Source organism: Actinomadura geliboluensis, assembly GCF_043197915.1.
In the GTDB taxonomy this organism is placed as follows: Bacteria; Actinomycetota; Actinomycetes; order Streptosporangiales; family Streptosporangiaceae; genus Spirillospora; species Spirillospora geliboluensis.
Genome location: NZ_JBICUA010000005.1, coordinates 451,060 through 474,905 on the forward strand (window position 1 = coordinate 451,060; position 23,846 = coordinate 474,905).

17 protein-coding genes are annotated in these 23,846 nt (G+C 74.5%); 9 read left to right on the forward strand and 8 right to left on the reverse strand.

Annotation, left to right across the window (positions count from 1 at the left end; translation table 11 throughout):
- The first annotated feature begins 142 nt into the window (after positions 1 to 142).
- Positions 143 to 1,879: a nucleotide-binding protein gene (locus ACGFI1_RS19680; RefSeq protein WP_301176444.1), complete on the forward strand. Its 1,737-nt coding sequence runs from the start codon at positions 143 to 145 to the stop codon at positions 1,877 to 1,879.
- Positions 1,880 to 1,996: 117 nt separating this feature from the next.
- Here ACGFI1_RS19680 and ACGFI1_RS19685 read toward each other — a convergent pair whose 3' ends face one another.
- A complete protein-coding gene (locus ACGFI1_RS19685; protein WP_392786858.1) occupies positions 1,997 to 2,809 on the reverse strand; it encodes a hypothetical protein in 813 nt (270 codons plus the stop codon).
- Positions 2,810 to 3,054: 245 nt separating this feature from the next.
- Here ACGFI1_RS19685 and ACGFI1_RS19690 point away from each other — a divergent pair, with 245 nt between their 5' ends.
- The gene (locus ACGFI1_RS19690) at positions 3,055 to 3,513 is read left to right on the forward strand and encodes a hypothetical protein (RefSeq protein ID WP_203596557.1); all 459 of its coding nucleotides are present in this window, start codon (positions 3,055 to 3,057) and stop codon (positions 3,511 to 3,513) included.
- Between the two features lie 31 nt (positions 3,514 to 3,544).
- On the opposite strand, the gene ACGFI1_RS19695 is transcribed toward ACGFI1_RS19690, so the two are convergent.
- Together ACGFI1_RS19695 and ACGFI1_RS19700 are read right to left on the reverse strand one after the other, a co-directional pair.
- Entirely contained in the window at positions 3,545 to 4,987 is a 1,443-nt protein-coding gene (locus ACGFI1_RS19695) for a DUF1266 domain-containing protein (RefSeq protein WP_392786861.1), read from the reverse strand.
- 127 nt (positions 4,988 to 5,114) lie between these two features.
- Positions 5,115 to 6,056, reverse strand: coding sequence for a DUF6177 family protein (locus ACGFI1_RS19700; protein ID WP_301176440.1), 942 nt, complete (start codon positions 6,054 to 6,056; stop codon positions 5,115 to 5,117).
- A 127-nt stretch (positions 6,057 to 6,183) separates the two neighbouring features.
- Between ACGFI1_RS19700 and ACGFI1_RS19705 the strand changes: the two genes are divergently transcribed.
- A complete protein-coding gene (locus ACGFI1_RS19705; protein ID WP_392786864.1) occupies positions 6,184 to 7,635 on the forward strand; it encodes an LCP family glycopolymer transferase in 1,452 nt (483 codons plus the stop codon).
- Between the two features lie 160 nt (positions 7,636 to 7,795).
- Positions 7,796 to 8,782 carry a glycosyltransferase gene (locus ACGFI1_RS19710; RefSeq protein WP_364545831.1) on the forward strand — a complete coding sequence of 329 codons (987 nt, stop codon included), beginning with the start codon at positions 7,796 to 7,798 and terminating at the stop codon, positions 8,780 to 8,782.
- A gap of 55 nt (positions 8,783 to 8,837) precedes the next feature.
- Here ACGFI1_RS19710 and ACGFI1_RS19715 read toward each other — a convergent pair whose 3' ends face one another.
- A complete protein-coding gene (locus ACGFI1_RS19715) occupies positions 8,838 to 11,948 on the reverse strand; it encodes a hypothetical protein (protein WP_392786866.1) in 3,111 nt (1,036 codons plus the stop codon).
- Positions 11,949 to 12,039: 91 nt separating this feature from the next.
- On the reverse strand, positions 12,040 to 13,545 hold the full coding sequence (locus tag ACGFI1_RS19720; RefSeq protein ID WP_392786867.1) for a sulfatase family protein: 1,506 nt from the start codon (positions 13,543 to 13,545) through the stop codon (positions 12,040 to 12,042).
- Between the two features lie 110 nt (positions 13,546 to 13,655).
- Here ACGFI1_RS19720 and ACGFI1_RS19725 point away from each other — a divergent pair, with 110 nt between their 5' ends.
- Entirely contained in the window at positions 13,656 to 15,119 is a 1,464-nt protein-coding gene (locus ACGFI1_RS19725) for a family 43 glycosylhydrolase (RefSeq protein WP_392786870.1), read from the forward strand.
- On the opposite strand, the gene ACGFI1_RS19730 is transcribed toward ACGFI1_RS19725, so the two are convergent.
- The 3 genes from ACGFI1_RS19730 to ACGFI1_RS19740 are packed head-to-tail and all read right to left on the reverse strand — an operon-like array spanning position 15,101 to position 18,626.
- Positions 15,101 to 16,075, reverse strand: a complete 975-nt coding sequence (locus tag ACGFI1_RS19730; protein ID WP_392786873.1) for a glycosyltransferase — start codon at positions 16,073 to 16,075, stop codon at positions 15,101 to 15,103. The genes ACGFI1_RS19725 and ACGFI1_RS19730 overlap by 19 nt on opposite strands.
- Positions 16,072 to 17,265: a hypothetical protein gene (locus tag ACGFI1_RS19735; RefSeq protein ID WP_392786876.1), complete on the reverse strand. Its 1,194-nt coding sequence runs from the start codon at positions 17,263 to 17,265 to the stop codon at positions 16,072 to 16,074. Before ACGFI1_RS19735 ends, ACGFI1_RS19730 begins: the two co-directional genes overlap by 4 nt.
- Positions 17,266 to 17,273: 8 nt before the next feature.
- Positions 17,274 to 18,626 carry a hypothetical protein gene (locus tag ACGFI1_RS19740; RefSeq protein ID WP_386870772.1) on the reverse strand — a complete coding sequence of 451 codons (1,353 nt, stop codon included), beginning with the start codon at positions 18,624 to 18,626 and terminating at the stop codon, positions 17,274 to 17,276.
- Between the two features lie 184 nt (positions 18,627 to 18,810).
- Here ACGFI1_RS19740 and glf point away from each other — a divergent pair, with 184 nt between their 5' ends.
- The 4 genes from glf (at position 18,811) to ACGFI1_RS19760 (ending at position 23,800) form a co-directional block, all read left to right on the forward strand.
- The gene (gene glf / locus ACGFI1_RS19745; RefSeq protein ID WP_386870774.1) at positions 18,811 to 19,980 is read left to right on the forward strand and encodes a UDP-galactopyranose mutase; all 1,170 of its coding nucleotides are present in this window, start codon (positions 18,811 to 18,813) and stop codon (positions 19,978 to 19,980) included.
- The gene (locus ACGFI1_RS19750; protein ID WP_392786879.1) at positions 19,977 to 22,091 is read left to right on the forward strand and encodes a glycosyltransferase; all 2,115 of its coding nucleotides are present in this window, start codon (positions 19,977 to 19,979) and stop codon (positions 22,089 to 22,091) included. Before glf ends, ACGFI1_RS19750 begins: the two co-directional genes overlap by 4 nt.
- Positions 22,088 to 22,957: an ABC transporter permease gene (locus ACGFI1_RS19755; RefSeq protein ID WP_386870778.1), complete on the forward strand. Its 870-nt coding sequence runs from the start codon at positions 22,088 to 22,090 to the stop codon at positions 22,955 to 22,957. Before ACGFI1_RS19750 ends, ACGFI1_RS19755 begins: the two co-directional genes overlap by 4 nt.
- An 84-nt stretch (positions 22,958 to 23,041) precedes the next feature.
- Positions 23,042 to 23,800, forward strand: coding sequence for an ABC transporter ATP-binding protein (locus ACGFI1_RS19760; protein ID WP_392786882.1), 759 nt, complete (start codon positions 23,042 to 23,044; stop codon positions 23,798 to 23,800).
- Positions 23,801 to 23,846: the final 46 nt, after the last annotated feature.

Consider the following 23,846-nt stretch of genomic DNA (forward strand, 5'->3'; position numbering starts at 1 on the left):
CGCGTTCCCCTGTGCAGGTCCCCCCGCCGGTGAAACGCTGGGACGCGAAGGCTCCTAGGGTGTGGGGGCGTGTCCCGCGCACCCCGTTCCGGTGCGTGCGGTGACGCGCGTCTCGTAGGCTGGCCGGTGAGAGGGGAGGCAGGTGTCCGACTCCAGCTGGCAGCATGCGGTCCTGCGTGACATCGGCGTTTCGCGCCGGGGACTGCGGCGGCTCGACCGCGCTCCGCTCGGCCTCGGCGGAGCGTCGTGGGGGGCGGAGGCTCCGCCCCGTCCCGCGCCGGAGCAGGCACAGCCCGCCGCTCCCGCCGCGCAGCCGGTGCCGCCCGCGCCGCAGCCCGCCCCGTCCGCGCAGGGCGCCGCCGGGCCGGTTCCCGAGGCACCGCCGTTCGCCGCGCCCGCCATGCAGTCGTCCGCGGGGTCCGGCGAACCGGCTCCGCTCCTGCCCGACCCGCAGCACCAGAACCCGCAGCCGCCCTCCGAGCCGCGGCCCGAGGCCCGCGTGCCGCAGCCCGAGACCGCGCCGCAGTGGTACGAGCGGCCCTCGCAGCAGGACGCGTCCGCCACCGACCAGCAGGCGACGGCCCAGCGGGAGGCGCCGCGGCCGGAGAACGTCCAGCAGCCCGCCGCGTGGCCGGTGAACCCGCAGACTCCCGAGACCGCGCAGCCTGCTGAAGGCGCGCAGCCCGCCGAGAGCGCGCAGGCCCCCGAGAGCACCCAGCCGCCGCAGCCCGCGCCGGCTCCCGAGAACGCCCAGCCGCCGCAGCCCGCGCCGGTGCCCGAGACCGCGCAGGCCCCCGAGGCCGCGCCGGAGCCGGTCGAGCCCCTCGTGCACTCCGACTTCGACTGGGAGTCGGCGGTCAACCCCGTCCTCGGCGGGGTGTCGTCGTCGACCGGTGAGGGCGCCGCCCCGGCGCCGCAGGCGCCCGCCCCCGCCGCGCAGCCCGCGCCGGCCGACCAGGCCTCGGGCGTCGGCCACCAGATCCCGGCGCACGAGCTCGTCCGCCGGAACCAGCACGGCGACCCGCTCGCCCGCCGGGTGGGCCGCGGCGTCCGCAACGCGATGGGCGGCGGCGGGCGCGAGGCCAGGGAGCACGCCGGGTTCATCGACCTGATGCAGCGGCCGGTCCCGAGCACCCGGCGGATCGCCGTGGCCAGCGTGCGCGGCGGCGCCGGCAAGACCACGATGGCGGCGCTCGTCGCGACCGAGCTGGCCCGCTACCGGCAGGACCGGGTGCTCGCCGCCGACGCCGACGCCGAGCTCGGCTCGCTGCCGCTGCGCCTCGGCGTCCGCACCGAGCTGTCGCTGTTCGACCTCGCGGGGCAGAACCCGAGCACGTTCGAGGAGGCGGCGCGGTACCTGGCGCGCACCCCCGAGGGCCTGTTCGTGCTGTCGTCGACGCGGGGCGGGCGCATCGCGGGCGAGTTCACGCTGGACATGTTCCAGAGCGCCCTCAGCGTCGTGGGCCGGTACGTGGGCACCACCGTCGTCGACTGCGGCGCCGGGATCCTCACCGAGCTGAACCGTGGCGTCGTCGCGAGCGCGCACGGCCTCGTCCTGGTGACGCCCGGCACGGTGGACGGTGCGCTAAGCGCGCGCGGGGCGCTCGAATGGTACGCGGCCAACGACCTGCAGGACCTCCTGCGCCGGACGGTCATCGCGATGGTCTCCCACGCGCCGCAGGTGGGCGCCGACCTGCACCGCGCTCAGCAGATGCTCTCCGCCTGGGGCCTGCCCGTGGTCTTCGTGCCGTACGACCGGCATCTGGCGACGGGCAGCTCGGTCGACATGAGCAAGGTCTCCGCCGCCGCGCGGACGGCGGTGACCAGGGTCGTGCACGAGGTCTTCGCGCGGGCGCTCACCCCCAGCGCGGCCCGCTGACGCCGGGCGGGCCGGTCACGCTGAGCGGCCCGGTCACGCTGAGCGGGCCGCTCGCGCTGAGCGGGCCGCTCGCGCTGAGCGGGCCGCTCGCGCTGAGCGGGCCGCTCGCGCGTGGGGTCAGCTCTTCCAGATGAGGGTGTTGGTGACCTCGACGCCGAGTTCCCCAGCGGTGGCGAAGACGCGTCCCTCGCGGCCGCCGGTCGCGGCGCCGGTGGTCCAGTACGACTGGGCGTAGATCACGCGCGAGCCCTGCGTCCACGACCGCGTCCAGTAGGCGGGGTCCGGCTGCGGCTGCGGCAGCCCGCTGGCGTTGGACGGGGTGAGCAGCAGCGGCCAGCCCTTCTCGGTGGTGGCCCGGCTGACGCTGCTCGCCGCGGACGGGTCGGCCAGCGTCATGACCGACACCGCGGTGATGATCTTCTTGTCCGGGTCGGCGTACACCGCCGAGTACATCGGCCCGGTGCACGGGTGCGCGCGCAGCGCGGTGCGGAGCCGGTCGTTGGCCCGTGAGGTGCACGACTGGGTGCGGGTGCCGGCCCGGGTGAAGGTGTTGCCCTTCGCCGTCCGGATGGTCGTCGACAGCACCTCGGACAGGTCGCCCGACGGCGTCTCGCTCGTCGGGGTGGACGTCGGCTCCGGCGACGAGCTGTAGCGGGGCGAGTAGGGCGTGGACGAGGGGACCGCGACCGAGCGGTCGTCGTCGTCCCCGCCCAGGATGAGGAACGCGCCGACCCCGACCAGCGCTAGGACCAGCACCACACCGATGATCAGCAGCGGGACGAGCGCGCCGCCGCCGCTCCGTGGCGGCGGAGGGAATCCGGGGGCGCCGTAGGGGCCGGGCGGGGCCGGCGGCGGTGGGAACCCCGGGCCGCCGGACGGCGGGTAGCCGGGGCCGCCGGGCGGAGGGCCCGGCTGCTGAGGGGGGTACATGCTGGCTCCGTGCCGATGCTCATGCGGGGGTGGCGAAAGGTCGGACCAGAGTAGCGGGCGGAACGTTCCGATATCGCGGTAGATGGTAGGTATGTCGGCGGAGGCAGGGTCGTCCCGTGGGCAGTGCGTCCGGATCTCTCATAAAGTTGCGGGGAAGAGGGGAGGCACGTGTCCGACTCAAGCCGGCGACCGGCCGCCCGGTGCGGCGGCGGCCCGCTCCGTCCCGCCCGACGCCGAGGTGACCGATGAGCACTGACCTGGTGGCGCTGGTGCGCCGCGATCCGGATGTGCACGCCGTGGCCGACGGCATGATCGCCATGGGCGAGCGGCTGGAGCTGCGCGGCGGGGAGCCCGAACCGACCCTGCTGTACGACGCCGAGGGCCGGCTGCTCGTCTCCATCGAGGACGCGGTGCACGTCTCGGCGCAGAGCGAGATCCGGCGGCTGCTCGGCCCCGAGTTCGCCGACCGCGTCGGGGTGCCGGTCTGGTGGGTCGACGTGCGCGCCGTCGCCGACGTCCCGGACGCGATGCGCGTCGCCCGCGCGTTCGCCGACTCCCTCGTCCGCTGGCTCGGCGGCATCGTCTACCCCGACGGCGCCACCGACCCGCCCGCGCAGAGCTGGAGGGCGGCCGAGCACGGCGAGGACGCCCCGCAGCCGGGCGGCCTGCCCGGCGACGCCTACCAGGGCGGCGTGATCGGCTGACCCGTCCCGCGCGCCGTCCCGCGCGCCGGGCTCACGTCCAGTCGCGGGTGAGGTCCAGGTCCCACGGGACGAGGTTCCAGGGGCTGCGCGGCTCGGTGGCGAGGTCGTCGACGAGCCGCTCGTACTCGTCCTGCGCCTTGCCTCCGCCGCCCGACCAGAGCAGCCGGCCCTGGAGGTAGCAGGTGGCCATGTCCCGCCAGGACGAGTACCGCCGCTGGATGTCGAGGGCCAGCGGGAGCATCCGCTCCCAGCAGTACTCCTCGGTCAGCCACCCGACCATGTGGCCCCAGCGGTAGAGCATCAGGGCGCGGCCGTAGTCCCAGATGAGGAATCGCCCCACGTTGGCCCGCAGCGCCGGGTCGGCGAGGACCTTCAGCCGGTGCAGCTCCTCGGCGGCGTGGTTGCGGTCGTTGAACAGCTGGTGGAGGAACTGCGCCAGCTCGGCGCCCTCCTCGCTGGCGTCCGCGCCGGGCTCGTCGCGCAGCAGCGGCGGGACGAGCCGCGCGTACTCGTCGCCCTCGTCCCCGTACCGCACCCGGACCAGCTCGATCAGCCGCTCGACGAACGGCGGTTCGAGCCGGTCGGCCGAGATGAGCCCGTCGACCTCCCGCAGCAGCTCCGCGTACTCCTCCTGCGCGGCCGGGGGACGGGCGGCGAGGTCGGCGTCCTGGGTGAAGTCGGCGCGGTGCCCGTCCTGGACGAGCCAGTTGAGGGCGGCGAGCAGCTGTTCCAGGTCGTAGGCGCCCCACGGGTCCTGCAGCAGCTCCTGGGCGGCGCGCCGGTCGGCGGCCGCGGCGGCGCCGGGGCCGGCGCCGAGGCGGTCCACCCGGAACCCGTTGATCGCGCCGTAGGGCGCGCCCGCGCCGATGATCCAGCGCTGCACGGGGGTGAGGTCGCCGCCGCGCAGCGGGACGCCGGGCACGCCGGGTGCGCCGGGCAGGTCGGGCGCGGAGATCAGCTCCCAGAGCCGCTTCCGGAACTCCTCGGCCTGCCGCTCCTCGCTGCCGAAGAACCCGGCGAGCTGCTTGCGCAGCGACGGGTGCCGGACGTAGAGCCGCCGGAAGAACGGCCCGTTCTTCCACACCAGGTGCTCGGGGCGCAGGTCGCCGAATGACAGCCGGGTCCGCCGGTGGACGATGGCGCGCTCGGCGAACCGCAGCTCCAGGTCCGTCCAGAGCCGCGACAGCGGGCTGAACCGCCACAGCAGCAGGAAGCAGGCCACGGCGCCGAGCAGCGCCGCGCCGGGGGCGAGCGCCCAGCGCGCCTCGTCCGGGAGCCCGGCGAGGGACAGCACGGCCCCGGCGAGCAGCAGCGCCACGCCGCCCGCGCCGGCCCCGATGCCCCAGCCGGCGGTGCGGACGGGGGAGCCCTCGATGCGGAGCACCGCCGCGTCGCCGTCGTACTCGAACGACCCCTCGGCGAGCGTCCCCTCGACGGCCCGCTCAAGCGCGTCGAGCCGGCCGTCCATCACCATGGTCAAGGACCGTACATCATCCCTTCCGGGTAGATCATCCGGCCGAAGAGCGGCATGGGCGGGACGTCCCGCCGTGACCGGATCAGCCGGGCCCGGGATCAGCCGTGACCGGATCGGCCGGCCCGGATCAGGACGACTGGAGGTGCTGCATGAGCGCGCTGTGCCGCTGCCAGCCGTCCGGGGAGCGGCCGTCGCCGAGCGGGAAGAACGTCAGCGGGGCGCGCGGCGGCCCGACCTGCTGGCCGGGGATCCCGTTCGGGCCGGCCACGGTGCCCGCGACGGCCAGCGCGACCGGGGCGGGCGCGCCCGTCCAGCGCGGCTCGGTGGTGAGGTCGGCGCGGCCGGGGGTGAGCTGGACGAACAGCGACGCGATCGGCTGGTCGGCGGCGAGGGCGCCGACGAGCGTCGGGAGGTGCTGGAGGGGCGGCGGGTCCTGCGGGGCGTAGCCGACGGTGACGGTGCTGGTCTCGGCCACGGCGCCGCCCTCGCCGGCGCTGTAGTCGCAGATCGCCTGGGCGGGGCGGGGGCCGTCGCCGCCGACGACGAGCCGCACGCTGGAGCGTCCGCGCACGTACTCGGTGAGCCGGTCGCGCCGCCACGGGTGCTCCAGCGGCTCGGCGGGCCCGAGCCCGGCCGGGTACTTGCCGGTGAGCAGCTGCAGCAGGCGCTCGATCGTCCCGGCGAGGTCGCCCTCGGCGGCGTGCCGGATCCGGTAGACGAGGGTGAGCTGCGCGCCGATCGGCGCGGTCGGGCGGGTGGTGAACCCGGGCGCGTAGTCGCGGGCCTCGGGGACGGGCACGAACGTCCCGCCGCCCCATCTCATCGGCCGTCCGGTCAGGCCCTCGTAGTAGCCGTCGCCGTTGCGCACGATCCACTGCGCGCCGTCGCCGGACGCGGCGGTGCGCAGCGGCAGCGTCAGCCGGGATTCCAGCGGCGTGACGAGCTGCAGCGTGCGGCCGGTCTCGGCGCAGTCGGCCAGGGCCTTGTTCAGCCAGGCGCTCAGCGGCACGACCGGCCGGTCCTGGAGGACGACCATCGCTTGGTCGGTCAGCGCGTCTACGGTGCTCATCTCGTCCGGGAGTCTAGTCACCGGGAGCACCCGCCGGCCGGGCGCCCGCCGGACCCCGGGCGGTGCGGGTCCCGCAGTTTCCGGTGACGCCGGTGACGCATGTCCAATCTGTGCTGAAATGTTACGGATGCAGCGAGCCGCCGCGCCCTCCGGCGTCTACTACGCGGACAACGCCCCGACGCCACCGGAGCCGCCGGTGCGGGGGCGTCTGTGGCGCGTGCTCGGCGGCCTGTCGATCGCGCTGTCGGTCGTGCTGGTGGCCGGCAGCCTCACCGCCTACGGCTTCTGGCGGCGGCTGGACGGCCAGATCGACCGCGAGCACGTCGACGACCGGCTCGGCGCGAACCGCCCGCCCAAGCTGAACGGCTCGCTGAACATCCTGCTGATGGGGTCCGACAGCCGCGCCGGGGAGAACGCCCGCTACGGCGAGGAGGCAGGGCAGCGCTCCGACACCACGATCCTGCTGCACATCTCGCCCGGCGGGGAGAGCGCCATCGGGATCAGCTTCCCGCGCGACTCCATGGTGCGGATGCCGCCGTGCAAGAAGAAGAACGGCACCGTCGTCCCGGCCCAGTTCGGGATGATCAACGCGGCGTTCTCCAACGGCGGCCCCGCCTGCACCTGGCGGACGATCGAGTCGCTCACCAAGATCCACATCGACCACTACGTCGAGGTCGACTTCACCGGCTTCAAACGGGTCGTGGACGCGCTCGGCGGCGTCGAGATCTGCGTGCCGAAGCGCATCGACGACCCCAAGGCCGAACTGCACCTCAAGGCGGGCAAGCAGGTCGTCCAGGGCGACCAGGCGCTCGGCTACGTCCGCACCCGGTACGTCCTCGGCGACGGCTCCGACCTCGACCGGATCAAGCGGCAGCAGGCGTTCATGGCCTCCGTCGTCAAGAAGGCGACCGACAAGGGCATGCTCACCGACCCCGGGCGGACCTACGCCTTCCTCTCCGCCGCCACCAAGTCCATCAAGGCCGACGACCGGCTCACGCTCTCGGTGATGCAGAAGCTCGCGGCGAGCCTGCGCGGCATGAGCGCCGGGAAGGTCCGGTTCGTGACCGTGCCGGTGCAGGCGTACCCGCAGGACAAGAACCGCGTCCAGTTCGATCAGGCGCTTGCGGAGCCGCTGTTCCAGGCCGTCCGGGAAGACAACAAGCTCCCCGAGCCGGAGCCGACCCCGCCGCCCGCCCCGGTGGCCGCGCAGAAGACGGTGCAGCCCGTCCCTCCCGCACAGGTGAAGATCGGCGTCTACAACGCGTCCGCCACCGAGGGCCTCGCCCAGCGGACCGCCGAGCAGCTCGCCGACCGCGGCTACCAGGTCGTCAAGGTCGGCACCAGCAAGAAGAAGTACGCCCGCACCCGGATCCTGTACGGCGAAGGCGCCGAACGGCAGGCCGCGCGGGTGGCGATCGCGGTCCCCGGGCACACGCCGCGCCCCTGGCGATCCGCCAAGCCCGGCTACGTGTACCTCCTCATCGGCGACGACGGCGCGCGGCTGCGCGGGCTCGCCCCGGCCGTGCCCAAGGTGGCCGGCGAGATCCGTGCGGACCGTGACATCTGCGCCCACACCTGATGTGGAGCCGCATCAGCGATATCTTGGCCCGCGCAAACCATTAACCGCCTCAAAGCGTCCCTAGTAGGACGGCCTAGTTGAATCCCTCCGACCCTGGCCCGACGAGCCGCCTCCCCGCACTGGGCTCCACCGGCCGCCCGAGCTCCCCCGGAACGGACGCATGCAGCCCGAACCCTTCTCCCTGCTGATGACCGTCTATGGCGGCGACCAGGCGGAACATGTCCGGGACGCGTTCCGGAGCGCCGTGCACTTGCAGACCCTGCGGCCCGACCAGGTCGTCCTCGTCCAGGACGGCCCCGTCCCGCCCGAGCTGTCGGCGTGCCTGCGCGAACTCATGGCCGGGAGCCCCGTCAAGGTGGTGTTCGTCCCGCTGGAGCACAACCGCGGCCTCGGCCCCGCCCTGGACGCCGGCCTGCACGCCGCCTGGCACGACATCGTCGCCCGCATGGACGCCGACGACGTCGCCATGCCGCACCGCTTCCAGACCCAGGTGCCGCTCGTGCGCGCCGGAGCCGACCTCGTCGGCGCCGGCCTGCTGGAGTTCGGCACCGACATCACCGACGTCGTCGGCCGCCGCATCCCGCCGAGCGACCCCGCCGACATCGCCCGCTACTCGCGGCTCCACGACCCGTTCAACCACCCCACGGTCGTCTACCGGCGCAGCGCCGTCGTCGCCGCCGGCGGCTACGGCGACCTGCCCCTCATGGAGGACTACTGGCTGTTCGTCCGCATGATCGCGAACGGCGCCCGGATGGTGAACGTCGCCGAGCCGCTCGTCTACTACCGTGTCGGCGAGGGCGCCTACGAGCGCCGCGGCGGCACCGAGCTGCTGCGCTCCGAACTGCGGCTGCAGCGCGAGATGCTCCGCGAGGGCTTCATCTCCCAGCCGCAGTACTGGCGCAACGTCGTCGTCCGCGGCGGCTACCGCCTCGTCCCCACCGTGATCCGCAAACCGTTCTACCGCGCGGTCGTCGCCCCCTACGGCGCCCGCCGCAACCGCACCCGCGACCGCTCCGACACCGGCACCACCCCGGCCGGCGCCCTCTCCTACATCCCCCGCCACGCCCGCCGCGCCAACCAGGCCCCGCCGCCGCTCGCGACGCCGCCGCAGGAGCCGCCCGTCCCGCCCGTCCCGCCCGCCCGCTGACCGCCGAGCGGAGCGCGGCGTCCGGCCCGGCTTCCCGGACCGGACGCCGGACGGGTCAGTTCGGCCGGGACCACAGGACGGGCTGGTCCCCGTTCCCGTCGGCGCTGCGGCCCACGCCCAGCAGCGTGTTCTTGAAGGTCACGAGGCCGGTGATCTGCTGGTCGCCGACACCGCCGAGGCCCGTGCCGCCGGGCGTCGCGGACTTCCAGGAGGCGCCGTCCGCGGACGTCCACGACACGACGTCCGTCGCACCCGGCCGCCCGGTCGTGCCGGTGGCGGCGAACCCCTTGGCGGTCGCGGCCAGCGCGGTGACCGTGATGGTCTCACCGCCTGGAAGCGTGATCGGACGCCACGTCCGGCCGGCGTCGGTGGACAGGAAGCCGAACCGGTCCAGGCCCTTCGGCGTCGCGGCGATCCCCGCGACCACGACCGTGCTCTCCTTGGCGGCCACGTTCGTGAGGTGGGCCTCGGTGGCGCCGGACGGCAGCGGCAGCTGCTGCGGCGCCCACTTCTTGCCGTCGGCCGACAGCCACACCGACGGATGGTTGCCCTTGGCGTCGCGGACGCCGCCCACGGCGGCGAAGCCGAACGGGCCGGTCGTGACGTCCAGCATCCAGCGGGGGTCGTTCTTGCCGCCGGTCAGCGCCTTCGGGTCGGCCCCGGTGCCGCGCTCCCAGTTCTTGAGGTCGGACGAGAACCAGGTCACCGCCGACGTCCCCTGGGTGCCGATGACCACGTAGCCGCGCTCGCCGGCCGCCGCCGCGTACGTGACGGGCTGGCCGCTCCGGTCGGCGGCGAAGGCGGCGGCCGAGTCGGCGGCCTGCCAGCCGGCGCCGTCCGCCGAGGTGACGACGAGCGGGCGGCGGGCCGCCGCCTGGTCGTAGCCGACCGCGACCCAGCCCGACGTCCCCGCGGCGACGTCGGTCAGCTGCTGCGAGCCCGGGCGGGTGAACGCCGCGCCGAGCCCCTGCGCGGCCTTCCAGGTGCCGCCGTCCTGGGACGTCCACACGGCGGCGTCGCCGCTCGCGCTTCCCACCGCGACCGCGAGGTCCCCGGTGGCGCTGACGGAGCGGACCGAGTGGTCGGGCCGGACGGCGCCGGGAACCTTCGCGAGGTCGATCGGGACCTCGGTGCCGTTCGCGTCCCAGACGCCGAGCACCGCGTTGGTGTCACCGCCGCCCGGCTCGCGGCCGACGAGCACCGCCTGGCCGCCCGCCGCCGCCGCGTCCAGGATCTCCCGGCCCGGCTTCGATTCGGCCGTGCCCGCGTTGCGCCAGGTCCGGCCGTCCGCGCTGCGCGCCAGCAGGGTGTCCCCGTCCCGGGCGACGACGGCGGTGAAGCCGTCGCCGTCGACGGCGATCCCGGTGGTGTTGCGGTAGCCGCCCGCGGCCAGGACGCCGGCCTTGGTCCAGGTCCTGCCGTCCTTGGACAGGAACGCCTGCCCGGCGGGCCTGCCGGACACCGTGATCTCCCGCATCGCCGCGAACCCGGCCGCGCCGCCGCCGATCATCAGCCCGCGGCTGCCCTTCGGCACCGGCACTTCGGAGCCGCCCCAGGTCCGGCCGCCGTCCTGGGAGCGCCACACCTTCCGGTACGGGCCCGGCTTGCGGGAACTGGGCGTCACGAGCGCCTGCAGCAGGATCACGTCGCCGCTCGCGGCGGCCTCGACGAACGACACGCCGGCCTTCTCCACGCGCAGGCCCGTCTGGTCGCCGATCCGCGCCTCCCACCGGCGGCCGTCGGAGGACAGCCACATGGCGCGCTGGGCGTCGCTGAAGTCGCCCTTCCTGGAGTACTCGCCGATCGCCATGAAGCCGCTGCGGGTGCCGACGATGCGGGTCACCCGGTCGTTGGGGCCGAAGACGTCGCCGACGGCGTCGGGCTGCCGCCGCCACTCCCGGCCGTTCTCGCTGGTCCACACGGCACCGGCGCCGCCCGCGCGGCTGCCGATCGCGACCCAGCCGCGCGGCGAGGCGCCGACCGCCTCGGGCACCCCGCCGGGCGGCGCGACGCCGCCGTCGGTGCTCTGCTGCGGGACGGACTCGAACGTCCGGCCGCCGTCCCCGGAGACCAGGAACAGGCCGCGGGCGTTCTGCGGATCGGTCTCGCCGCCGACCGCGACGACCGTCGAGCCGGACGCCGCGACGCCGGTGATCTGCTGGTCGCGGCCGTCGGTGGGCGCCGCGCCGTCGACGGGGAAGACCGCCCCGGCCAGCTTGGCGTCGCCGCCGCCCGCGTCCTCCTCGCCCTCGAACAGGCCGGGCACCACGAGCACCGCCGCGGCGACCAGGGCCGCGGCGGCCAGCCCCGCCCCGCCGATGAGGAGCGGCTTCTTGAGGCTCCTGCGCTGCTTGGGCGCGCTCTGCCCCGTCCGCCACGGTTCGTCGATCACCGGTGGCGGCGGCGCCGGGCGGCCGGCGTCCTGCGCGGCCGGGCCGGGGCCGGGGATCTGCTGCGCCCAGGGGAACGGCTCCGCGGCCGGGGGAGCGCTCTGCGCGCCCGGGACCTCCTGCGCGTACGGGAAGGGCTCGGGTGCGGGAGGCGCCGGGGCGCCGGGCACCTCCTGCGCGTATGGGAACGGCTCCGGGGCCGGACGCGGCGGGGCGCTCGGGATCTCCTGCGCGAAGGGGAACGGCTCGTGGGCCGGCGGACTCTGCGAAGGCGGAGGCTGCACGGCGGGGGGCTGCGCGGGAGGCGGCTGCACGGCCGGAGGCTGCGCGGCGGGGGGACGCGGAGCCGGGACCGGTGCGGGCGGCGCCGGCGGCTGCTGCGCGTACGGGAACGGCGGCGGCCCGGGAATGTCGGTGGACGTGGCCGGCGCCGGAGCCACGGGGGCCGCGGGCGCGGGCTTCGCCTCGTTCTCCTGCTCGAACCTGAACTCCAGGACGGTGCGGTCGGCCACCCCGGTCTCGGGGGCTTGCGCCTCCTCGGCGGCGGGCGGTTCCGCCTCCGTCTCTGCGGGCGGTGCCGTCTCCGCGGGCGGTGCCGCCTCGGCGGGCGGTTCCGGGGGCAGGGCCTTCGCCGGTCCGCCGTCGCCGGGGAGCAGCGGCCCGGAGGGGCCGCCCTGGCCGTCCAGCCAACGCGGGGGCGGCGGGACCTGAGCGGGCTGCCCGGGGTCGGGACGCTCCGCCTCGTGGTCGTCGTCCGGATTTCCGGTTGGAGTCACGCCGGCTCTCCCCGTATCTGCTCACCCTGAACGTCGCGCTGCGTCGCCGCAGTCGTCAGCGATGATAGCGGCGCATAAGGGACGGAAGTCCTCACCGGCTCCGGCCGGCGGCGGTGCACTTCGCCCCCGCGCAGTGCGTCAGCGCGTACAGCAGGTCGGACAGGTGCCGCCGCCGCTGCTCCGGGAGCGTCCCCGCGATGTTGGTCAGCTCGTGCGGGTCCCGGGTGCGGTCGTAGTACTCCCGCTCGCCGGCGGCGTACTCCACGTAGAGCATGTCGTTCGTGCGGAGCGCGTTGTAGGTCGTCGGCGCGCCGGGGGCGGAGTCCTGCCGGTCGGGGTCCTCCGCGGACGGCGGCGGCTTGACGTGCTCGATGAGCGCCGTCTCGCGCCAGTCCGGCGGCGTGCCGCCGCGCAGGAACGGCACGAGCGACCGGCCGTCGACGGCGGGCGAGGGACGCGCTCCGGCCAGCTCCTGGAAGGTGGGGGAGAGGTCGGTGTTCTGCGCGATCTGCGGGACGGTGCGGCCGGCCGGGACGCCCGGCCCGGTGAAGACGAACGGCACCCGGATGTCGGTGTCGAAGGCGGTCATCTTGCCGCCGGCGAGCCGGTGCTCGCCCATGTGGAAGCCGTTGTCGGAGCCGAACACCACGTAGGTCTCGCGGTCGATGCCCAGTTCCTTCAGTGTTGTCCGGATTCGGCCGATCATCTCGTCCACCGCCTGGACCATCCGGACGCGGTCGCGGAAGCCCGCGTCGATCCCGTTGAGTCCGGGCTTGCGCAGCGGAGCGTGCGACCGCAGCCAGGACGGCTTGTCGCGCACGTCCGCCTCGTTGAAGGACGGCGACCGCGGCGCCCGCAGGTCGGCGAACATCCCCGCGTGCCGCGGCGCCGGAATGAACGGCCCGTGCGGCGCGAACGTGGACACCTCGATGAAGAACGGCTTGTCCGAGCCCTGGGACCGCTTGATGAAGTCCACGCCCTTGCCCGCGAGCACGTCGGTCAGGTAGTCCTGCGGCGCGGAGCGGTAGTGGACGAGCCGGCCGTTCTCGTTCAGGTTGTAGTTGTACTCGGGGTAGCCGTTGCCGTTGACGTACCACTCGGTCCAGCCCGGCGGCACGTACGGCGTCGTCCCGCCCTGCTTCATGCTCGGCAGGTAGCCGTTCATGTACTTCCCGAGCAGGGCGGTGCGGTACCCGGCCTTCTGGAGGGCCGGGGCGAACGACATCTGCTCGCCGCCGTTCCGCTTGAACACCTCGAAGCCGCCGTCGGGCGGGAAGTTCGTCCGGACCCGGGTGTTGTGCGGGTACTGGCCGGTGAAGATCGTGGCGCGGGACGTGCAGCACAGCGAGTCCGCCACGATGAAGTTGTCGAACGTCAGCCCCTCCCGCTGCATCCGGAGCACCTGCGGCATGTGCGCGACGAGGTTCCAGGAGAGGTCGTCGGTGAGGACGAAGACGATGTTGGGCTTGCGCGCCCCCCGCCCCGCCTTCGCGTCCCCGCCGGTCTTCGCGTCGCCGCCGGGCTGGAGGAAGCACCCGCCGAGGGCGAGGACGGCGATCAGGCACAGGACGGCGGCCGCCCCCCGGTGTCGGATCAACGTCTTCCCTTCCACGATGCGGTCGCCGGGCAAGCGTAACGATTCGGACGCCGTTCCGCGCGTCCGGGCGGTTCGCCGCACCTGCGCCTTGTTGGCATGATGCCGGTGAGATGAGGAGACCGGGCGGGGATCCGCGGGCGCTCGCGCCGCTGGTGCCGCTGGTCGCGGGGGCCGCGATCAGCGGTGTGATCGCGCTGGTCGTCCTGCTGGCCGTCTCCTGCCTGCCCTCCTCCGGCGGGACCTCGCCGGGCTCGGCGCGCGGCTCCGCGCGGCCGCCGCTGCCGAGCCCCGCCGGTTCCCCGGTGCCGCTCGACCCGCCCGGTTACTCGCCGGTCAAGCCGGTGATCGACGGCTCGTTCGCCGACCCCACCGTGATCAAGGCCGCGGGGACGTACTTCGCCTACGGCACCAACAACGCGGACGCGGCGGTGCCCGTCGCGACGGCGCCGTCCCCGACCGGGCCCTGGCGGACGTCCGGCGACGCCCTCGCCCGGCTGCCGGCCTGGGCCGCCGAAGGCTGGACCTGGGCGCCCGAGGTCGTCCCTCCGCAGCACGGGTCCGGCCCCTACATCCTGTACTTCTCGGCCCGACGCAAGGGCGGCGACGCGCAGTGCGTCGGCGTGGCCACGGCCACCGCGCCCGCCGGGCCGTTCGTCCCGGTGGAGGGCGGGCCGCTGGTCTGCCCGCTGGACCTCGGCGGCGCCATCGACCCGGCGTCCTACATCGAGACGGACGGGATGCGCTACCTGCTCTACAAGACCGACGCCCGCACCACGGCGTCGATCTACCTGGTCAAGCTGAGTCCGGACGGGCTGCGCCGCGCGGCCGAGCCGAAGAAGATCATGGCGCGGGCGCCGGACGAGCCGGTCCTGGTGGAGGCGCCCGACCTCGTCCGGCGCGGGAACCAGTACGTGCTGCTCTACTCGGCGGGCTGGTACTTCCAGTCGAACTACCAGACCCGCTACGCGGTGGCGCCGTCGATCGAGGGCCCGTACCGCAAGGCCGGGCCGATCCAGTCGACCGGGCAGTACGGCGGCGCGGTGCAGGGCCCGGGGAGCGCGGACGTCCTCACCGACGAGACCGGCGACTACCTGGTCTTCCACGGCATCCTCGACTACCACGGCGGCTCCCGCGTCACCCGCGGCATGTACGTCGCCCGCCTCGGCTGGGACGGCGCCCGCCCCGCCGTCCGCGGCGTCCCCGCCCGTTTCGAGGCGGAGCGCGGCCGGCTGAACGGCTGCGCGCCCGCGGCGGCCCGGCCGGGCGCGTCCGGCGGCGTGGCGGTCGGGCCGCTCGTCCGCGCCGACTGCCGGATGGACGTGCCGGTCTTCGCGCCGGTCGCCGGGAAGTACGCGGTCCGGACGCAGTACGCGAACCCCGCGGGGGCCGACGCCGAGATGGAGTTCGCGGTCAACGGGTACGCCGCGACGTCCGTCCGGCTGCGCGCGACGCGGGGCTTCGCCTGGACGTCGGTGACGGCTCAGGTCGAGTTGGCCGCCGGATGGAACACGGTGGGTCTGCGCCCCCTCGGCGGCCCGGGCCAGGGGCAGGTCGACTACGTCGAGGTGCGGTAGGGGTCCGGCGGGACCTCGACCCCGACGTCCCGGAGGACCGCCGCCGTGGGACGCGGGCGCCCGGTCAGGCCGTCCCTGAGGCCGCGGGCCAGGGCGCGGCGCAGCACCGGCCGGTCCCCGGAGCCCGCGAAGGTGCGGGACCAGCGGCGCAGCGTCGACCCCGCGTACAGGACGCGTTCCGCCGGCGCCAGCCCCGGGCTGCCGGTGAACAGCCAGATCTTGTTGCGGACCTCGTAGTAGAAGCGGTCGCCGGGATCGGCGTCCGCGCCCCCGAACCGCTCCGTGCGGTGGACGGCGACGCTGCGCGGGCAGAGCAGCCCGCGGCGGCCGCGCAGCAGCCGCGTCGTGAACTCGAAGTCGTCGTTCCACAGGAAGTAGTCGGCGACCGGCAGCCCGCGCTCCCGGACCGCGGCGGCGTCCACGAGCACGGACACGAAGGACGCGGAGCGGATCGGCACGCATCCCGCCGCGCCGGCGAGCCGCGATTCGGCGGCCGTCGCGCGGGGCTTCGGGCGGGGCGTGTTCATGGGGTGGGGGCGGCCGTCGGTCCACACGACCCGGCTGGCCACCAGCGCGGGCGGGCCGTCCGCACCGGTAGAGGCCCGCTCGCGCGCGGCGAGGAGCTCGGCGAGGGCGGGCGGCTCGGGGACGGTGTCGTCGTCCATCAGCCAGAGCAGGTCCGCTCCGCCGCTCAGCGCCCGGGCGATCCCGGCGCCGAAGCCGCCGGCCCCGCCCACGTTGCGGGGCAGCGACAGCAGGTCCGCGTCCGGGAAGCGGTCGGCGACCATCGCGGCGGTGCCGTCCGCCGAGGCGTTGTCCACCACGATGGTGCGGTCGGGGGGACGCGTCTGGGCGGCGAGCGCGGCCAGTGCCTCGGCCAGGAGGTCGCACCGGTTGTAGGTGACGACCACGGCGGTCACGGCCGTGTCCGCCTCCGGCTCACCCCCGCCGCTCATCGGCCGCGCCGGCGGGCGGCCCGGCGCGCGGCGCGCCGCAGCGCCGGGGACGGGTCCGCGGCGGCCTCCATGAGCTCGCGCACGTTCTCCCGGATGCCGGCCAGCTCGCCGTGCAGGTGGGCGAGGCCGACGCGCTCCCGCGTCATCGACAGCTCTTCCATCAGGTGCGCCACGACCTCGACGGACGCGGTCGCGATCAGCTCGTCGGGCACCTCGTCCGGGACGAGCCCGGCCGCGGGGGCCGGGGCGTCCGTGAGCTCGGCGAGGTCGCCGACCACGTCGTAGCCGGACGCGCGCAGCGACGCGGCCGTCTCCCGTGCCCGCGCCGCCGCCCACTCGGCGTGCCGGGCGGGCAGGCCCATCGGCGCCCGGTCCGCCGCCGCGCCCCCGGCACCGTTCTCGCCGAGGAAGTACGCGCGGACGACGCGCTCGTAGTCCTCGCCCAGCGCGGGGCCGATCCGCTCGTTCAACCGGCGCAGCAGCTCGGCCTCCACCGCCGTGAGCGGCTCGTCCGCCGGTATACCGCCGGTGTCGCACACGCCCGCGCCGATCCCGGTCGCGGCGCGGAACCGGTCCCACAGCACGGCGGAGCCGCCGCCGGGCGCGGGCAGCGTGAGCACGTGGATCCGCTCCTTCGGCACGGCGGACTCCCAGGCGGCCAGCACCCGCACCGGGTCGTGCAGCCCCCAGAACATCTCGCCGTACGGTTCGGGCGCCTCGATGCCGAGCGCGACGAGGTCGTCGGCGAACCGCCCGAACGGGACCGTGTGGGCGTGCCGGATCTGCTCCTGCCAGTCGAGGACGAGCTGCCAGCCCAGGCCGCGCGTGGCGAACACCACATGGACGTCGGCCGGCTCCAGCGCGGCCACGGCGCGCTTCACCTGCTCCTCGGTCGCGCCGGCGAGCAGCCCCTGGGAGAACACGACCGCCGGGCCGTCCCAGTCGCGCGCCCGCTCCGCGACCCGCGTCCAGGCACCGTCCCAGGCCGGGTCGCGACGGCCGCCCCAGCTCATCTCGCGCAGGTCCATCACGGCCCCGAAATGCTCCTGCGGCCCGGCGACGGGGTAGCACACGCCGGCGTCGGCGAGCCGCCGCCGGTTGTCCCACAGCACCCGGTGCAGGTACGCCGTGCCCGCGGTGGGCGCACCGACGTGCAGGTAGACGGACTTGCCGGACCTCCGCTCGCTCACCAGCGCGCTCACCTCGTCGTTCTCGTCTCGGCATCGGACGGCGCCGCCGCGCCCCGCCACCGAGGGTAGGCGCCGCGGAGGCGGCGGACGGCCGGGTAGCGGTCCCCGGCGGCCCGGGCGGCGCGCGCGGCGAACGGCGCGGCGTCCCGGGCCATCCGGGCGGTCTCCTCCGCCAGTGCGGCGGCGTCCCGCCGCAGCGGCCCGATCCGGTCGCGGACCGGCATCTCGGCGCCGGGGACGGAGGCCGCGTGCTCGTGCCGCTCCCGGACGCGGGCGAGCAGCGCCGCGACCGCGTCGACGCCCACGTCCGCCATCTCCGCCCAGCGCGGCTCGTCGGGGTCGGGCGCGGGAGGCGTCCCGAGCGCGGGGCCGGACGCGGCCATCGGCATCAGCTCGTACAGGTCGCCGACCACGTGGTAGCCGGCCGCGCGCAGCCCCTCGGCCATCTCGACGGCCCGCTCGGTCGCCCACGGCAGGTGTTCGGCGGGCAGCTCGATCCGGACCGGGGCCGGCCGTCCCGCCAGCACGTGCTGCGCGAGGAAGAGCTTGACCTCGTCGTTGTAGGCGTGCCAGCCGATCCGCTCGCCGAGCGCCGCGTTGAGGCGGAGCAGGAACTGGGTCTCCGTCAGCCCGAGCGACGGGTTGGCGAACGTGCCGGAGAGGTCGTACTCGTCCGGGACGAGGCCGGTGGCCGCGCAGAAGCGCCGCCACAGCAGGTCACGGGGCGCGCCGGGCGGGGGCAGCGTGACGACATGGACGCGTTCCGGCGGCAGGCCCGCGCCCCAGCGCCGGAGGACCGCGACCGGGTCCTGGAGCCCCCAGAACAGCCGGGCGCTCTCGAACGTCCGCCAGCTGCGCCGCCGGAGGGCGGCCACGAACTCGGTGAACGAGGTGGTGAACCGGTTCTTGACGTCCTCCTGCCAGTGCGCGGGGATCTGCCGGCCGAGGTCGCGGGCGGTGAAGACGAGGTGGACATCGGCGAAACCGAGGTCCGCCATGGCCCGCCGGACGTCCGCGGGGCTCGCCGGGGCGAACAGCTCCTGCGAGATGACCGCGTTCCCGGGCCAGGCGCGGACCTCGTCCACCAGGTCGCGCCAGGCATCGCGCGTCCACGGGTCGGATGCCTCGGGGAAGAACGTCCGGCGCAGGTCGAAAGCGGCTCTGACCTGGGCGGAGAAGTCGGCGCCAGGAAAGAGGACGCCGTGCTCGCGCAGCCGGCCGCGGTTCTGCCACAGCACGTCCTGCAGGAACGAGGTGCCGCTCTTCGCCGCTCCGACGTGCAGGTAGACCGCCCGGCGCGGGCCGCCCGCCGTACCGCCCGCGGTACCGCCTTCCGTACCGCCCGGAGTGGGTGCGACCACCGCGATCCTTGGGGAGCCCTGCCTTGGTGCCGATGAAATCCCCGGTATCTTAGCCGCAATCCGTACGTATGGACCGGCCGGTACCGTGGCGCGGCCGAGTCCTCCGCTCCCCCCGCACGGGATGGACGCCCCCTGTGATGGACCTGCCCTGTGATGGACACCGCCCTGTGATGGACGCCGGCCTGTGAACGTCGACCTCGTGGTGGCCGGTTCCGGGTTCTTCGGGCTCACGGTCGCCGAACGGTGCGCGGCCGGGCTCGGGCTGCGCGTGCTCGTCCTCGACCGGCGCGGCCACATCGGCGGGAACGCCTACAGCGAGGCCGAGCCGGAGACCGGCATCGAGATCCACCGGTACGGCGCGCACCTGTTCCACACGTCCAACGAACGGGTGTGGGAGTACGCGAACCGGTTCACCGCCTTCACCGGCTACCGGCACCACGTGTACTCCACGTTCAAGGGCAAGGTCTACCCGATGCCGATCAACCTCGGCACGATCTGCGCGTTCTTCGGCCGGGCCTTCAGCCCGGACGAGGCGCGGGCGCTGATCGCCCGGCAGGCCGCGGAGGTGACCGACCCGGCCAACCTGGAGGAGAAGGCGATCTCCCTGATCGGGCGCCCGCTGTACGAGGCGCTCATCCGCGGCTACACGGCCAAGCAGTGGCAGACCGACCCCCGCGACCTGCCCGCGGAGATCATCACGCGGCTGCCCGTGCGGTACACCTTCGACAACCGCTACTTCAACGACGTCCACGAGGGCCTGCCGGTCGACGGCTACACGGCCTGGCTGGAGCGGATGGCCGACCACCCGCGCATCGAGGTCCGGCTCGACACCGACTTCCTCGACCTGCGCGGCGACGCGGTCGGCAACGTGCCGGTCGTCTACACCGGGCCGCTGGACCGCTACTTCGACTACGCCGAAGGCGAGCTCGGCTGGCGGACGCTGGACTTCGAGACGCGGGTCGAGCCCACCGGCGACTTCCAGGGCACCCCGGTCATGAACTACGCCGACGAGGACGTCCCCTACACCCGGATCCACGAGTTCCGGCACTTCCACCCCGAGCGCGCGGACTACCCGCCCGACAAGACGGTGATCATGCGGGAGTACTCGCGGGCCGCCGCGCGCGGCGACGAGCCGTACTACCCCGTCGACACCGCGGCCGACCGGGCCCGGCTGCTCGCCTACCGCGAGCTGGCCAAGGGGGAGCCGGGCGTGCTGTTCGGCGGGCGGCTCGGCACCTACAAGTACCTGGACATGCACATGGCCATCGCCGCGGCGCTCAGCATGGTCGACAACAAACTGCGCCCCCATTTCGAGGACGGGGCGCGTCTCAAGAGCGGAGGTAGGGCCGTATGAGCGCACCCGCCGAGACCGCCGGCCGCGACGCCGGGGCGGCGCCCGCGGACCTGCGCGTCCTGCAGCGCGTCGTGATGCCCGTCGACCGCGACCTCGACGTCCTCAAGCTGTACGTCGAGGGCGAGATCGCCAGGGGCGCCGAGGCGCTCGCCGCCGAGGCCGCGGTCGAGGCCGGCATCCTGGCCGGCCTCGCCGACAGCGTGGGCCGGCGCAGCGTGGTCGTGCCGGTCGGGCGGCGGGTGTCGTTCGCCACCTACTTCAACGCGTTCCCCGCCGGCTACTGGCGGCGCTGGACGTCGGTGGAGGAGGTGGTCCTGCGCGTCCGCGTCCGCGGCCAGGCGACCGTGATCGTCTACCGGTCCAGCGCCAAGGGGCACATCCAGCGCGTCGACTCCGTGCGCGTCGACTCGGAGACCTCGCGCGAGGAGTCGTTCCGGCTGCCGCTCCGGCCGTTCATCGACGGCGGCTGGTACTGGATGGACGTCCTGGCAGGCGAGGGCGACGCGGTCCTCGAACGGGCCGACTGGTGCGCGGTGCGGGACCCGGCGAAGACCGTCCGGCAGGGCCGGGTCAGCCTGGGCATCACCACGTTCAACCGCCCCGGCTTCTGCGTGGCCCAGCTCCTCGCGCTGGCCGACGCCCCCGAAGTCCTCAGCGTGGTGGACGCCGTCTACGTCGTCGACCAGGGCACCGAACGCGTCCGCGACGACGCGGACTTCGCGCGGGCCGCCGCGGCGCTCGGCGACACGCTGCGCGTCATCGAGCAGGGGAACCTCGGCGGATCCGGCGGGTTCTCCCGGGCCATGGACGAGACGGTCAGGGCGGGCGCGAGCGACTACGTCCTGCTCCTCGACGACGACGTGGTCACCGAGACCGAGGGCATCCTGCGCGGCGTCGCGTTCGCCGACTTCGCCCGCACGCCGACGATCGTCGGCGGGCACATGTTCAACCTGTTCGTCCGCTCGCAGCTGCACGCCTACGGCGAGACCATCGGGCGGTACCGCTGGTGGTGGGAGGAGGCCCCGCACACCAGGCGCGAGCACGACTTCGCGCTGCCGGCGAGCCCGGCCGCCTCCCCGGACGCGCACCCGAAGCAGCAGGCGCGGCCCAGCACCGGGAGCCTGCGCAAGACGAAGTGGCTGCACCGGCGCGTGGACGTCGACTACAACGGCTGGTGGATGTGCCTGATCCCCGTCGACGTCGTGCGCAAGGTCGGCCTGTCCATGCCGATGTTCATCAAGTGGGACGACGCCGAGTACTGCGTCCGCGCGGGCGAGGCGGGCTTCCCGACCGTGAGCCTGCCCGGCATGGCCGCGTGGCACGTCCCGTGGCAGGACAAGGACGACGGCATCGACTGGCAGGCGTACTTCCACGAGCGCAACCGGCTGGTCACCGCGCTGATGCACTCGCCCTACGAGCGCGGCGGCAACCTCGTCAAGGAGAGCTTCATCATCTCGGTGAAGCACGCGCTCGCGATGCAGTACTCCACCGCCGAGCTGATGCTGTCGGCGATCGAGGACGTGCTGAGCGGCCCGGAGCACATGCACGCGGGGATCGCCACCAAGCTGCCCGAGATCATGCGGTTCCGGGCGAACTTCCCGGACGCGCGGAACCGGGCCAGCCACGAGGAGTTCCCGCGGGTGCGGCGGAGCCGGCCGCCCAAGCGGGGACGCGGGTTCAAACCGCCGCGCGGCACGGTGAACGTGCTGGCGAGCGCGATGCTCGGCACCGTCAAGCAGCTGCGCCCGGTGGACCCGGCGGCGCGCGGCAACCCGCAGCTCACCGTGCCGCACATCGACCGGCACTGGAGCCTGCTGGCGCAGGTCGACAGCGCGCTGGTCTCCTCCGCCGACGGCACCAAGGTGGCCTGGTACCAGCGCGACCCGGAGCGGTTCCGGCGGCTGCTCGCGCGGACGTCGCTGCTGCACGCGCGGCTCACCCGGGAGTGGCCCGAGCTGAGCCGGCGCTACCGGGCGGCGATGGCCGAGATCGCCTCGCCGGAGGCATGGCGCGCCACGTTCGAGGCGGCGAGCCCCGGCACGGCGAGCCCGGATGACGCGGGCGCCGCTCCCGGCGGCTCCGGCGGCGGTCCCGGGGACGGGCCGGGATGACCGTCACGCCGATCCGCGAGGACACCGGCCTGCGCACACCCGGAGAGGACGGCGGGCTCCGCCGGACGCTCCGCAACAAGTACCTGCTGCGCCTTCTCGTCCGCCGCGAGCTGCGCGCACGCTACAAGGGGTCGCTGCTCGGGCTCGGCTGGTCCTACGTGCGGCCGGCCGTGCACTTCGCCGTGTACTTCTACGTCATCGGCGTCTTCCTCGGCATGGACCGGCAGATCGACGACTTCCCGGTCTACCTGTTCGCGGGCATGGTGCTGATCAACCTGTTCACCGAGATGCTGCACTCGGGCACCCGGTCGGTCACCGGCAACGCGCCGCTCGTCCGGAAGGTGTTCCTGCCCCGGGAGCTGTTCCCGACGGCGTCGGCGCTGGTCTCGCTGGTCCACTTCCTGCCCGGCATGCTGATCCTGCTCGGCGGGGCCCTCGCGGCCGGCTGGCGGCCCTCGCTCGCGGGCCTCGGCGCGGCCGTCCTCGGCTTCACGATCATCATCGTCCTCGGGTTCGGCATCGCGCTGCTGTGCGCGGCGGTGAACGTCTTCTTCCGCGACCTGGAGCAGGTCGTCGACATCCTGATGATCGTCATCACCTGGTCGGTGCCGATGATCTACCCGTGGACGCACGTCCGGACCCACGCGCCCGGCTGGGTGCTGGACGTCTACCTCGCCAACCCGCTCGTCAGCGCGGTGTCGCTGTTCCAGCGGGCCTTCTGGTACCCGGGGCAGGGCGGCGGCTTCGCGTTCCCGCCGGACCTGTACGCCCGCGCGGGCATGTCCCTCGCCGTGAGCCTGCTGGTGTTCGTCGCGGGGCACGCGGCGTTCGCCCGCATGCAGACGCGTTTCGCGCAGGAGCTCTAGCCGATGCCCTCTCCCGCCACGCCCCCACCTTCACCCTCATCCACGCCACCCACGCCACCCACGCCGTCCATCGTCATCGACCGCGTGACGAAGAACTTCACGCTGCGGCACGCGCGGTCGATCAAGGAGATGAGCGTCCGCGCGCTGCGCCGTCAGCGGCTGTCGGACCGCTTCCGTGCGCTGGACGAGGTGAGCCTCACCATCGACCAGGGCGAGACCGTCGCCCTCATGGGGCTGAACGGGTCGGGAAAGAGCACCCTGCTCAAGCTCATCTCGGGGGTCATGCGGCCGGACGAGGGGTCGGTGCGCGTCCGCGGGCGCGTCGCCGGGCTGATCGACGTGGGCGCTGGGCTGCATCCCGAGCTGACCGGCCGGGAGAACGTGTACCTGAACGGGGCGATCCTCGGCATGTCCCGGGAGGAGATCGCCCGGAAGTTCGACGCGATCGTCGAGTTCTCCGGCGTCGAGCGGTTCCTGGACGACCAGGTGAAGTTCTACTCGTCCGGCATGTTCATGCGGCTGGCGTTCTCGATCGCGGCGCACACCGAGCCGGACGTGTTCCTGATCGACGAGGTGCTGGCCGTCGGCGACCCGCCGTTCCGGGAGAAGTGCCTGGAGCGCATCCGGGAGCTGCGCGGCGAGGGCCGCACCATGGTCGTCGTCGCGCACGACATCAGGATGCTCGTCGACCTGTGCGACCGCGGCATCACGATGCGGCAGGGCCGGCTGATCTTCGACGGGGCGACCGAGGAGGCGGGCCGGCTGGTCCGCGAAGACCGCGCGGCCCGCCGGGCCGCCGCCGCGGCCAGAACTTCCACCACAGCGGGAGATACCGGTGGATAAGGTATCCCGAGCCGCGGCCGGGGGCAGCGGCCGCCGCCGGTCCGGA

Excerpts from the sequence above, each read along its gene's own strand:
- ACGFI1_RS19695 (WP_392786861.1), bottom strand. The coding sequence starts at position 4,987 with ATGGTGATGGACGGCCGGCTCGACGCGCTTGAGCGGGCCGTCGAGGGG.
- ACGFI1_RS19700 (WP_301176440.1), bottom strand. The coding sequence starts at position 6,056 with ATGAGCACCGTAGACGCGCTGACCGACCAAGCGATGGTCGTCCTCCAG.
- ACGFI1_RS19755 (WP_386870778.1), top strand. The coding sequence starts at position 22,088 with ATGACCGTCACGCCGATCCGCGAGGACACCGGCCTGCGCACACCCGGA.
- ACGFI1_RS19690 (WP_203596557.1), top strand. The coding sequence starts at position 3,055 with ATGAGCACTGACCTGGTGGCGCTGGTGCGCCGCGATCCGGATGTGCAC.
- ACGFI1_RS19725 (WP_392786870.1), top strand. The coding sequence starts at position 13,656 with ATGAGGAGACCGGGCGGGGATCCGCGGGCGCTCGCGCCGCTGGTGCCG.
- ACGFI1_RS19705 (WP_392786864.1), top strand. The coding sequence starts at position 6,184 with ATGCAGCGAGCCGCCGCGCCCTCCGGCGTCTACTACGCGGACAACGCC.
- ACGFI1_RS19750 (WP_392786879.1), top strand. The coding sequence starts at position 19,977 with ATGAGCGCACCCGCCGAGACCGCCGGCCGCGACGCCGGGGCGGCGCCC.
- ACGFI1_RS19730 (WP_392786873.1), bottom strand. The coding sequence starts at position 16,075 with ATGAGCGGCGGGGGTGAGCCGGAGGCGGACACGGCCGTGACCGCCGTG.
- ACGFI1_RS19710 (WP_364545831.1), top strand. The coding sequence starts at position 7,796 with ATGCAGCCCGAACCCTTCTCCCTGCTGATGACCGTCTATGGCGGCGAC.
- ACGFI1_RS19685 (WP_392786858.1), bottom strand. The coding sequence starts at position 2,809 with ATGTACCCCCCTCAGCAGCCGGGCCCTCCGCCCGGCGGCCCCGGCTAC.